8 protein-coding genes are annotated in these 12636 nt (G+C 44.5%); 7 read left to right on the top strand and 1 reads right to left on the bottom strand.

The genetic code is table 11. From position 1 onward, the window contains the following. Positions 1 to 174: 174 nt before the first annotated feature. Positions 175 to 828, bottom strand: coding sequence for a uracil phosphoribosyltransferase (upp, locus tag B5F71_RS16595; RefSeq protein ID WP_087212513.1), 654 nt, complete (start codon positions 826 to 828; stop codon positions 175 to 177). A gap of 345 nt (positions 829 to 1173) precedes the next feature. Here upp and pckA point away from each other — a divergent pair, with 345 nt between their 5' ends. The 7 genes from pckA (at position 1174) to B5F71_RS16560 (ending at position 12521) form a co-directional block, all read left to right on the top strand. Then, entirely contained in the window at positions 1174 to 2778 is a 1605-nt protein-coding gene (gene pckA, locus B5F71_RS16590; RefSeq protein WP_087212505.1) for a phosphoenolpyruvate carboxykinase (ATP), read from the top strand. Between the two features lie 314 nt (positions 2779 to 3092). Next, positions 3093 to 3968, top strand: a complete 876-nt coding sequence (gene pdxS, locus B5F71_RS16585) for a pyridoxal 5'-phosphate synthase lyase subunit PdxS (RefSeq protein ID WP_087212502.1) — start codon at positions 3093 to 3095, stop codon at positions 3966 to 3968. 15 nt (positions 3969 to 3983) lie between these two features. Further along, positions 3984 to 4553 (top strand): pyridoxal 5'-phosphate synthase glutaminase subunit PdxT, encoded by a 570-nt coding sequence (gene pdxT, locus B5F71_RS16580; protein WP_087212509.1) that lies wholly within the window; start codon positions 3984 to 3986, stop codon positions 4551 to 4553. 226 nt (positions 4554 to 4779) lie between these two features. Beyond that, positions 4780 to 8046: a TonB-dependent receptor gene (locus B5F71_RS16575; RefSeq protein ID WP_087212499.1), complete on the top strand. Its 3267-nt coding sequence runs from the start codon at positions 4780 to 4782 to the stop codon at positions 8044 to 8046. Between the two features lie 22 nt (positions 8047 to 8068). Further along, on the top strand, positions 8069 to 9586 hold the full coding sequence (gene nanU, locus B5F71_RS16570; protein WP_164488593.1) for a SusD family outer membrane lipoprotein NanU: 1518 nt from the start codon (positions 8069 to 8071) through the stop codon (positions 9584 to 9586). Positions 9587 to 9804: 218 nt separating this feature from the next. After that, positions 9805 to 10398 carry a nitroreductase gene (locus B5F71_RS16565; protein ID WP_241148634.1) on the top strand — a complete coding sequence of 198 codons (594 nt, stop codon included), beginning with the start codon at positions 9805 to 9807 and terminating at the stop codon, positions 10396 to 10398. An 83-nt stretch (positions 10399 to 10481) separates the two neighbouring features. Further along, a complete protein-coding gene (locus B5F71_RS16560; protein WP_143269927.1) occupies positions 10482 to 12521 on the top strand; it encodes a hypothetical protein in 2040 nt (679 codons plus the stop codon). The last annotated feature ends 115 nt before the right edge of the window (positions 12522 to 12636 follow it).

Genomic DNA, 12636 nt, shown 5'->3' with positions numbered 1-12636 from the left:
TTTCGCTCCTGTTCTTCGTCAGATAGCCCGCTATCTTCCTCATCACAAAAGCGAAAATGCCTCAAAAACTCATCCCAAATCATCGCACGATAAATTCAAAACAGCTTCTTATATCCCAGACTGAGAATGTGTGCAGACGTGTTTCTCCGCACGCCTGCACGCACAATTCAGAAGTCATTCTTTTTCGCCATAACACAAGTCGCCTGCATCGCCCAGCCCCGGAACAATATACGAGTGAGCATTCAGTTCCGGATCGATAGTAGCACACCACAAGGTAGTCTTTTCTTGAGGAAAAACTTTCTGGATATGTTCTACAGCCTGTCGGCTGGCTATTACCGAAGCAATATGTACGTGCGCAGGCGTTCCCTTGGTCAGCAAGGCTTCATATGCATATTCCATAGAAGCACCCGTAGCAAGCATCGTATCGGTAAGAATCAATGTTTTTCCATCCAGTTTTGGAGAAGCGATGTATTCGATATGAATGTCGAAATGATCTTCATCGATGTATTTGCGGTAAGCCGATACGAAAGCATTCTCGGCATGGTCGAAATAATTGATGAATCCTCGGTGGAGCGGAAGCCCTGCACGCAGAATGGTCGCAATAACCGGACGGACAGCCGGTATGTTTTCCACTGCTTCGGCAAGCGGCGTGCGTATCACCTTCTCTTCATAAGGCAGGTCACGGCTGATTTCGTATGCCATGATTTCCCCGATACGTTCGATATTCCGCCGGAATCGCAAACTGTCTTGCTGGATGTTGACATCGCGCATCTCGGCAAGGAATTGGTTTAACAGTGTGTTGCTGGTACTAAAATCAATAATCTTCATGATGTTCGCTTGATAATTTTTCACAAAGGTACGAAGAAAAAAGAACATTTGTGTAAAAATGTCATGCTATGCCCCGAAGGTTTCGTGGTAAAGAGGGTGAGGGGTATCTTTTTTGAAACAAGGCAATTGCAAACTCCGTGTAGCATATTTGTTACACAAGTATAAAACTTTGCTAATTACGGATTTTTTTCAATAATATCTGCTTCGGATTCAAAAGAAACCACTATTTTTGTAGCGCGAAAAACAAGGGAGATGTGTTGAAGAACATCTTTTTTGAAGCTAACTAAAGAGAACATCAAGCAATAACTAAACATTTGATATAATAACCAATTAATCATTTGAACAATGGCAAATTTAGATCTTACTAAGTACGGTATCACTGGAACCGTAGAAATCGTACACAATCCTTCTTACGATGTATTGTTTGCAGAAGAAACAAAAGCTGGTTTGGAAGGCTTCGAAAAAGGTCAGGTAACTGAACTGGGTGCAGTAAACGTAATGACTGGTATCTACACTGGTCGTTCTCCTAAAGATAAATTCTTGGTAAAAGACGCTACAAGTGAAAACACTGTATGGTGGACTTCTGAAGAATACAAAAACGATAACAAACCTGTTACTACAGAAACTTGGAATGCTTTGAAAGCTTTGGCTGCAAAAGAATTGTCAAACAAGAAACTGTATGTAGTAGATGGTTATTGCGGTGCTAACGAAGCTACTCGTTTGAAAGTTCGTTTTATCATGGAAGTTGCATGGCAGGCTCACTTCGTAACTAACATGTTCATCCGTCCTTCTAAAGAAGAACTGGAATCATTCGAACCTGACTTCGTTGTTTACAACGCTTCTAAGGCTAAAGTTGAAAACTACAAAGAACTGGGCTTGAACTCTGAAACTGCCGTTGTCTTCAACTTGACTACTAAGGAACAAGTTATCCTGAATACTTGGTATGGTGGTGAAATGAAGAAAGGTATGTTCTCTATGATGAACTACTTCAACCCGTTGCGTGGTATCGCTTCTATGCACTGTTCTGCTAACACAGACAAAGAAGGCAAGAGCTCAGCTATCTTCTTCGGTCTGTCTGGTACAGGTAAGACAACTTTGTCTACTGACCCGAAACGTCTGTTGATCGGTGATGACGAACACGGATGGGATAACGAAGGTGTATTCAACTACGAAGGTGGTTGCTACGCTAAGGTTATCAACTTGGATAAGGAATCTGAACCGGATATCTACAACGCCATCAAACGTGACGCTTTGCTGGAAAACGTAACTGTAGATGCTAACGGCAAGATTGACTTCGCTGACAAGAGCGTAACTGAAAACACTCGTGTTTCTTATCCTATCTACCACATCAACAACATCGTTAAACCGGTTTCTAAAGGTCCTCACGCAAAACAAGTTATCTTCTTGTCTGCTGATGCCTTCGGTGTATTGCCTCCAGTATCTATCTTGAACGAAGAACAGGCTCAGTACTACTTCCTGTCAGGATTTACTGCTAAGTTGGCTGGTACAGAACGTGGTATCACTGAACCGACTCCGACATTCTCTGCTTGCTTCGGTGCTGCTTTCTTGTCATTGCACCCGACTAAATATGCAGAAGAATTGGTTAAGAAGATGAAGATGACTGGTGCTAAGGCTTACTTGGTTAACACTGGTTGGAACGGAACTGGCAAACGTATTTCTATCCGTGATACTCGTGGTATCATCGACGCTATCCTGGATGGTTCTATCGAAAAAGCTCCTACTAAGACTATTCCTTACTTCGATTTCGTTGTTCCGACAGAATTGCCGGGTGTTGATCCGAAAATCTTGGATCCGCGTGACACTTACGCTGATGCTGCTGAATGGACTAAGAAAGCTGAAGACTTGGCTGGACGTTTCATCAAGAACTTCGCTAAGTTTACAGGTAACGAAGCTGGTAAGGCTTTGGTTGCTGCTGGTCCGAAATTGTAATTTCAATCTCAACCTATATGGCAAAGCGGTCCTCTTTCGTAGAGGACCGCTTTTTTAATGCCTGTTTAAATGCTGTTCAAGCCAAAAGCTCCCTCAAACGAACATAAGTGAGAAGGCTGACTCACTTATGTGAAACGCCCGGGTTACTTATGTGAAACGGTCCACTCACTTATGTTCATCAAAATGCACATTTTGATACCGTTTTACAGTACAACATGGCTTTATTGGAAAATTTAAATAGGCTCTTAAAATTACCATGTTGCTTTATTTGTTATATTTGCCTTGTTTTACAAACTTAAGAACTTTAGTAGAAGATGAAGAATGAAAGGTACGAGCTGAATAAGAATTTGGCTCAAATGTTGAAAGGAGGCGTTATCATGGATGTAACGACTCCGGAACAAGCAAAGATTGCCGAACAGGCAGGTGCAGTAGCGGTTATGGCATTGGAACGCATTCCGGCTGATATCCGTGCAGCGGGCGGAGTTGCCCGTATGAGCGACCCGAAGATGATACGTGGCATACAGGAAGCTGTCAGTATTCCTGTGATGGCGAAAGTGCGTATCGGACATTTTGTGGAAGCACAGATATTGGAAGCGTTGGAAATCGACTACATCGACGAGAGTGAAGTATTGTCACCGGCAGACGGTGTGTTCCATATAGACAAGACCCAATTTAAGGTACCGTTCGTTTGTGGAGCTAAAAACCTGAGCGAGGCATTGCGCCGTATCGCAGAAGGTGCTTCGATGATTCGTACCAAAGGAGAACCGGGCACCGGCGATGTGATTCAGGCAGTGACTCACATGCGCAGCATGATGCGCGACATCCGCCGCGTACAGGCACTTGCCGAAGACGAACTGTACAATGAGGCCAAAGAGCTGGAAGTGCCGTTGGACTTGTTGCGGTATGTACACGAAAACGGAAAGCTTCCCGTAGTGAATTTCGCTGCCGGAGGTGTAGCCACTCCTGCCGATGCCGCCTTGATGATGCAACTGGGGGCTGAAGGTGTGTTTGTCGGTTCCGGTATCTTCAAGTCTGGCAATCCCGAAAAGCGGGCGCGTGCCATTGTCAATGCCGTGACCAACTATAACGACGCTAAGTTATTGGCAGAGGTTTCTACCGATTTGGGCGAAGCCATGGTAGGCATTAACGAAGATGAAATCACCCTGTTGATGGCAGAAAGAGGAAAATAACCGGGAAAGGATATGCTGAAAATAGGTGTTTTGGCGCTGCAAGGAGCTTTCCTTGAGCACGAACAGATGTTGGACCGCTTGGGCGTAGCACATTTTCAAATCCGCCAATTATCCGATTTGTCCTGCCCCATGGACGGGCTGATTATACCAGGCGGAGAGAGTACGGCTATCGGCAAGCTTTTGAATAGCCTGGATATGATGTCTCCGCTTAGGGAGAAGGTGAAAGAAGGATTGCCCGTATTCGGTACATGTGCAGGTATGATTCTATTGGCAAATGAAATAGAAAACGACCCGAAGCGCTACTTGCAAGTGATGGACATCTGCGTGAAACGCAATGCATACGGCCGCCAGTTGGGCAGTTTCTTCACTCATGACCTGTTTGCCGGACAAGAAATACCCATGACTTTCATCCGTGCTCCTTATATAAATAAGGCAGGCGCGCAGGTGGAAATCTTGTCAACGGTAGACGGGCACATCGTAGCAGCATGTGAAAAGAACATGTTGGTCTGCTCGTTCCATCCCGAACTGACGGACGATACTACAGTACATGCTTATTTCATCGAGAAGATGGTTAAAAAGGTATAAGCAATTGATTTTTAACGCCGTTGTGAGTATTCTTATCCGAGATTACCACAACGGCTGTTTTTGTTCCCATCGTTTAAATAATATGAAAAAAATAAGCCGATAATTACACGGAATGCTGAAAAAATATAATTTTGCACCGGGTTTTTAGAGGCATGCTTCTTATGTGTACATCCAAGGGGTTGGGTGAAAAACAGTTCATGAATAACAATTATTTAATATATAATTTATGAAAAGAAGCATTTTTCTGATTTTATACGGGTGGTGCACCGTGCAGCTTATGGCGCAGAGTCTGACTGTAAATGGAGTGGTTTTAGACGAATCCAGCCAAGCTGTTATCGGAGCTACTGTACTGGAAGAAGGAACCGAAAACGGAACCATTACCAATTTGGATGGCGAATTTACCTTGCAAGTAGAGAAAGGCAAGGCGTTGGTAATCAGCTATATCGGTTTTGAGACACAGCGCGTACGGGCGGTGAATGAAAAGCAATTGAAAATCATTCTTCACGAAGATTCCGAACTCTTGGACGAAGTGGTTGTAGTAGGCTATGGCGTAAAGCAGAAGCGTTCCACGATGACTACGGCTATTTCGAAAATGGACCAGAAAGTCTTGCAGAACGCAGCTCTTTCTAATGCGGCACAAGCCTTGCAGGGTACTGTCAGCGGCTTGCGTGTAACGAATACTTCCGGAGCGCCGGGAAGCGCGCCTACCATCGTATTGCGTGGCGGGGCAGGAATAGAAAGCGCAGGTTCCCCCTTGGTTGTAGTCGATGGCGTAGTCCGTTCCATGGACGATATCAACCCTTCCGACATCGAATCGATTCAGGTATTGAAGGACGCCGCTTCTACAGCGATTTATGGAGCCCGTGCCAATAATGGCGTGATTCTGGTACAGACGAAGAAAGGGAAAGCCGGACATACCCAAGTCTCTTATAAATTTAAAGGAGGCATGAACTTTGCCCGTAAAGGTTACGAATACATGGATGCCGAGAATTACATCCGTTTCGGACGATTGGGGCGCATGTACTCGGGCGGAAGCATTACGGATATCGACAATACAAGAGGATACGGTGCCGTATACGGCGCCAATAACCCTGACCAGTATGCAATCCGCTATTTGGACGGGAACGAGAACTTGTTGCAAGAAGGTTGGAAACAAATGACCGATCCGGTAACAGGCAGGCAAATCGTATTCAAGGATTACGGGACTACCCTGCGTGACGAGGTGTACAAAGACCCTGCTTTTACACAAGACCACTACTTGAGCTTTAACGGAGGAAGCGAAAAAGGCACGTTCGCCGCATCGTTAGGGTATTATTCCGAAGACGGAACGGTAAAAGGCACGGAATACCGCCGGTTCAGCGGTACGTTGAACGGGAATTATAAGGTATTGCCCATTTTGAATATCAAAGGAGGAGTAAGTTTTTCCACCTCTACTGCTCCGGAATTGTATTACGATGACATGGCAGACCTTTTCGAGCGTATGCAGAGTATGGAACCTACCTGGAAACCTTTCTTCGACGACGGGTCGCCTAATTATGGCTACGGCAAGCGTGACGGCAATCCGCTCTATTGGCTGGACAAACTGACGAATAAGAACAATACACGTAAGACAACGCTGAATATCGGCGCCGATTTGGAACTGATAAAAGACAAGCTGTTCTTGCGCGAAAACAGTTCGGTTTATTATGAAGACTATACAAGGGAATTGTTCGATAAGGAATACCGTGACTATTGGAACGTGAATACAGAACGGAAGGCTTCGTTTGATTATCAGCGCACCATCCAGCAGCAGCATAGCGTGCAGCTGGAATATACCGATACGTTTAAAGAAGACCACAATTTCTCGGCAATGCTGGGAGGGGAATATTTTGAGAATCAGTATACCGAATACAGCGGAACCGGCCAGGGAGCACCTTTCGATGATATTCCCACCCTGAACGCATCGGGAAACGAAAATATGACTGCGTATTCATACCGTGAAGGATACCGCATCGCTTCGTTCTTCGGACGGGTGACTTACGATTACAAACGCCGGTATTTGTTTACGGCTGTAGCCCGCTACGATGGCATTTCCCGTTTGTCCGACAACCGCTGGGGATTCTTCCCGGGGGTGTCTGCCGGTTGGAATATCCACGAAGAAGCTTTCTTTCACAACAGCCCGCTTGCCAATGTGGTCTCTACGTTAAAGCCTCGTATTTCGTACGGCATCAACGGCAATGTGAACGGCATCAACAATTACGACGTATATGGGCTGTACGGGCAAGCCAGCGGCACACATCCGTATAACGGAGTGAACGGCATTCTGAATACGGCAGTTATCAATTCGCAACTGCGCTGGGAAAAGAGCAAATCTTTCGAAGCAGGTTTAGACCTTGGCTTTCTGAACAACCGTTTCAATCTGATTCTGGATTATTATAACCGTACGACTTCCGACTTATTGACCGATGTAAACCTGCCCGGGTACACAGGATTCGATTCGTTTAAGACCAATTTGGGAACGTTGCGTAACAGCGGGTTCGAGGTGGAAGGCAACCTAAACCTGATTTCCAATCCGAAAGGATTCAACTGGAATTTCTCTTTTAACGCTTCGTATGTGTTCAATAAGATTGTGAAATTGCCCGATAATGGCAATGAGAACAACCGTCAGGGCGGATCTCAAGTTTGGGACCCGGCATCTCAACAGGTCATTTGGGTAGGAGGATACCAGGAAGGTCATACGTTGGGCGATATTTATGCATATCAGCAGGTAAAAATCTTGAGAGACGAAAGCGAAGTGGCGCAATTGGCAGGAAACCGTATGGATATGATTGCAGGACTGTACGGGCCGAATGTCAGCGAGGCAGACCGCCAACGTTACGGACTGACCAAGCCGATTGAAGCCGGCGATGTGCTTTGGGCAGACTTGAACGGCGATAATGTCATTGACCAGCTGGACCGCGTAAAGGTCGGAAACATCTATCCGAAATGGACCGGCGGCTTCAGCACTACCCTTTCGTATAAAAATGTCTCGCTTTACGGGCGGTTCGACTTTGCAGTCGGGCATACCATCTTGAACATGGTGGCGATGCGTTCTATCGGGCAGTCGGTCGGATTCAAGAACATCATTGCCGACGGGCTGGATTGCTGGACAAGCGAAAATCCGGATACAGACCTGCCTAAGTCATACTACGATGATTCCACCAATAAGAAGAACCTTTACCGCGATACGGCAGGAAGTGACATTACGAGCGTAGACAACCGTAGTTCCCGTTTCTATGAAAAGGGCGACTATTTGGCTTTGCGTGAATTGACATTGAGTTGGAAGCTGCCTGAGAAATGGGTTTCCAAGATTCATAGCACCGATGTTTCATTGTATATTACAGGGCAGAATCTGTTTTACATTACGGGATATAGCGGCACGTCTCCCGAAGCTCCGTTGGTTTATCCGGGAGTCGATACCGGACGTTATCCGACTCCGCGTACCGTATTGGTCGGTGCGTCTATTTCATTCTAACTTTAAAAAACGTATGATGATTATGAAGAAAACAATACTGATGTCAGTTTTGGGCGTGATAGCGGCATGCTCATTTAGCAGTTGCCTGGATATGACCCCAATCAGCGAAATTACCGATGAAAATATGTGGAAGAACGAAGGGCATTTCACTTCCTTCATGTATGGCATACACAGCCGCTTGCGTGATGCCGATGCGCAAAATCTGTTTATGTTGGGCGAATTGCGTTCGGACATTTACAATACAGGCATCGGCTGGACGGGCGAAAGCAATCAGGTAGAAGAAATCACTTCCAATACACTGACCGAAGAACGTCCGGGCATTGAGAATTACGGCGGACTGTATTACAATATCAATCAAATCAACCTGTTTCTCTCACGGGCTGAAACCACAGACTTATTAAGTGAAGCCGACCGCAATTATTACTTGGGCGAAGCGTATGGGCTGCGTGCCTTCTATTATTTCCATTTATTGCGCTCGTGGGGCAATGTGGTATGGAATGCCGACCCCAGTTTAGGTTTTGAAGTAGGCAACTTGGAGCGTCCGGCTACGGATGCGTCAACCGTAATGCAGTATATCAAAGACGATATTGCGTCATCTGAAACAGCTTTTGGAGACGATTATTCGTTCCGTGCCGGGCGTTCGTTGTGGTCGAAGGCGGCAACACTGACTTTAAAAGCGGAAGCTTACCTTTGGTCCAGCAGGCAAATGAATGGCGGAACGGCTGATGCACAGACAGCTTTAGAGGCGTTGAACGATGTGCAGACGCATATCTCACGTACAGAATTGGATTTGCTGCCCGATTTTGCCTCTGTGTTCGATTACGAAAATAAGGGCAATAACGAAATTATCTTCTCGCTGCATGCGGCTTACAACGAGGCGGATTTGTTTAACGGAGAATGGCGCAACCGCATGGTACCGCAACAGACCACGTTGAGCAGTTATTACGAAAGCGACGGTTCGCCCATCAGCCTGAACTTTAACGGCAATGTATATTATCCGCTCCGCGAAGAACTGTACAGCCAGTTTGATGAAACAGACACACGCTTGAGCGGAACATTGCGGGCTGTTTATAGCAAAGACGAATCAGGAACGGTTGCATACGTCGGTTGTTTTGCTTATAAATTCCGGGGCATGACACCTGCCGGCGCTTCATACCGGGAGTTTTGCGACGATTACCCCATTTACCGTTATGCCGATGTGTTATTGCTGAAGGCAGAGGCGGAAGCGGTACTTGGCAGTGACCCTGCAGAAGAAATCAATCAGATTCGTCAGCGGGCGTATGCCGGAGCGTACGAGGAAGCGTCAATGGGTTATCCGCATCTGGCAGGAGACAACGAAGGAATCAACGAAGTGCTTTTGCGTGAACGTTTGCGCGAGTTTATGTTCGAAGGAAAACGCTGGTACGACCTTCGCCGTTTCGGACAAGAATACGTCATGAAATATTCGTCCTTGCAAAACCCGGACCATTTGCTTTGGCCCATCGATACAGACACCATGACAGATAATCCGGCATTGACACAAACACCGGGATACGAATAAGTTTGTGAGTTTTTAAGTTTATGAGTTTTTGAGTTTATCATATTGTTTGTATATTCGCAATTGGATTTTTACCACAAAGGACACAGCGTTTTTCTCTAAAAAAATCATTCCTGTGTGATACTCTGTGCCCTCTGTGGTAAAATCCAACAAAACTCACAAACTTAAAAACTCAAAAACTCATGAAACACGTATTAATCGCAACCCTGCTTCTGCCCCTGATGGCGTGCGGAGGAGGACAAACACAGGCAACCGCCGAAGTTACCCAAGACAGTGTAAAGAATCAAGTAGTGGAAACCATCATGACACGCCGCAGCATCCGCCAGTATAAGCCGGAAGCCGTAGCGCGTGAGAAGATGCAGACTATTGTCGAATGCGGTATCAATGCCCCCAATGCCATGAACCGCCAACCTTGGGAAATCCGTGTCGTAGACAATCCCGATTATATTAACGGCGTAACCGAATTATATAAGAAAGCCAATCCGAAAGCCGCGTCAGACTCTACATTCCGCAATATGTTCCGCAATGCACCTACGGTAGTCTTTATCGGGCACGATACAAAATCAGAAAGTTCGCCTTTCGACTGCGGTTTGTTGGCTGAAAACATGATGATTTCAGCTTGGTCTATGGGGATAGGAAGTTGTTGTTTGGGAAGTCCCGCCCGCTTTATGAAGAGTCCTGAAGCGGCTGAATACTTGAAAAAGCTAAACTTCAGTGAAGGTTACGAACTGTTATATTGCATCGGCTTCGGCTATCCCGATGAGGCTCCAACCGCCAAGCCTCGTGAAGCAGACAAAATCCAATTTATCGAGTAAAATATATCACTAAAATTTAAATGTAGAAAAAACAGAGGCATAATGTAATCTTATTTAAAGATGCAGTTCCATACGAAGGCGTATTGTCAAGAGCAACTTCTGCAAACGGCGTATGGGTTTTGCCGCATGACTTTACCCGTTATGAAGATATTGAAGACGCAAGAACGAAGAACTACCTGTTGTTCAAGGCTAATGATGGTGCTAAGCACGCTTTGTCGTTGACCGCAATGTTGGGCAACACCACCATCAAGACAGCTTATGATTTGGGCGCAAGCTTGAAGAAAATAGGCAAAGTGGAAGTATATCCTAATAATCTGACTAACTGTGCTGTAAATAAGGAATATGTTCCGACTTATTCAACTTCATCTGTTGATGCCAATGCCGTTTACGACTATTGGTTGACTTTTGAACAATCTGCAGACAATCTGAAAGCTGTTCAGCTGTATGGCGCAGAAATCGTTAACGATGGACACTCTTTCAGATATACAAGAGACACAGGTGTAAACAATTCTGTTAAATTGGTCTACAACTATATTTTGATGGACGGAACTGTAGTAGAGGGTGATAAAGCGCCTATATTTACTGCATTGATACGCGAAGAAATGGCTACAGAACATACTGTAACATTAGAACGCCTGAATGTTCCGATGGATGCAAAATACATTGATGGAAAAGACAACAAAGAATTGACTTGGATTGATAATTGGATTTGGAGTAATAACGGCGAAAAAGTATTTGCATTGAATACTGAAGCATACTCTTTGACTGAATTGCTTAACGGAATGAGTGATGTAGAAAAAGCAGTATGGAATAGTGCAATTGCAAACAACTCCGTGAAACTGACCGTTATTGGTGGTGAAGGTGACAATAACCAAGATAATGACAATGACGATATGGGTCACAATGTCCGTTATTCTGTTGACACAAAGAACAATACCATTACTTTCCAGTTCTGTGTATCTTATGGATATCCATACAATTTCAGCTTGAACAACGCATACCAGTTGACTTTGACTGTAAACGATCAAGATACCCAGACTCCGGTAGCATCTATCGTATTGCCGTTTGAATTTACTCAACCGACTTTGGATATCACTCGTGAAAACGGTGAAAAGGCTATTTGGACCAGCGATACAGAATTGAGACTGTATGGTGATAAAGTTGGTAATTATATGTATGCTCCGCTCTTTGAAGCATTCACTACTGCATATGAAAAGGAATATAGCAAATTTATACCTAATGCAGAATATTATGTACTGAAAGGTAATCCTAAATATAACATTTATGATGGTAAAATTATGGATTACACTTATGACAAATTGAATGCACCGTTAACAGAAATTGCTTATTCAAGTAAGGCTGAAGAATGGGAGACCTATATTCACAAGGGTGATGTTAACAGTAGCGAAATTGAAATCTTCGCTGAATATAATTTCTATGGAGTATATCCAGCAACAGAAGAGCAAGTAAAAGACTTTACATTAGTATTTGCAAGCTTACTGGGTGATGCAAAAGAAGTTAAGACTAAAGCATCTGAATACATTTCTAATAATGTAACCCGTGAAGTTATCTTGAAAGATACAGATTTCACTTTGACCGATGCATTAGGTAATCCATTCTATCTATTTGATGGTATTACAGCTGATGGTAATATTGATCCGCGAGATGAAATGAACCAACGTCAAGGCTTTGAAGAAGATACTGAAGGTTTTGCACGTAATTTCGTTCTTGCAAATGCAAATATCACTGCAGTAGATAAAAATGGTAAGACTATTTTTGATAAGGCTAAGGGTAGTATTATTGTAGGTACAGCAGGAACTGCAGATGTTGGTCCAGATGGTTCAATAACTATTACTCAAGGTTATGCAGGATTCTATGAAAATCTTTATACTAAGACCAATGGTTGGGCAGTATCAGGTCCTTATGAAGATAAGGTTGTTGTCGTTAACTTGCCAGCTAAACAAGCGAATAAGAAAGAAGGTTTGCCTGCTGTTCCAGGTGGCATCATGATTCAGTTGCCTAATAATATCGGTACAACTGAGCCTATAACTCTCAAGTTCGAATTGGTTGACGTATTCGGTGTTACTAAGACTCTGTCTGTAACTGTAAAAGCAGCGAAGTAATAACAGCCTAAGAAGCTGTTTTGAATTTATCGTGCGATGATTTGGGATGAGTTTTTGAGGCATTTTCGCTTCTGTGATGAGGAAGATAGCGGGCTATCTGACGAAGAACAGGAGC

Origin of the sequence: Bacteroides sp. An269, from assembly GCF_002159755.1 — a bacterium.
Taxonomy (GTDB): Bacteria; Bacteroidota; Bacteroidia; order Bacteroidales; family Bacteroidaceae; genus Phocaeicola; species Phocaeicola intestinalis.
The sequence above is the reverse complement of the archived record's forward strand: the minus strand, read 5'-3'. Positions and strand labels throughout refer to the sequence as shown.

Coding starts and splice junctions, on each gene's coding strand:
- pckA (WP_087212505.1), top strand. CDS start 1,174: ATGGCAAATTTAGATCTTACTAAGTACGGTATCACTGGAACCGTAGAA.
- upp (WP_087212513.1), bottom strand. CDS start 828: ATGAAGATTATTGATTTTAGTACCAGCAACACACTGTTAAACCAATTC.
- B5F71_RS16565 (WP_241148634.1), top strand. CDS start 9,805: ATGGCGTGCGGAGGAGGACAAACACAGGCAACCGCCGAAGTTACCCAA.
- B5F71_RS16575 (WP_087212499.1), top strand. CDS start 4,780: ATGAAAAGAAGCATTTTTCTGATTTTATACGGGTGGTGCACCGTGCAG.
- pdxS (WP_087212502.1), top strand. CDS start 3,093: ATGAAGAATGAAAGGTACGAGCTGAATAAGAATTTGGCTCAAATGTTG.
- nanU (WP_164488593.1), top strand. CDS start 8,069: ATGAAGAAAACAATACTGATGTCAGTTTTGGGCGTGATAGCGGCATGC.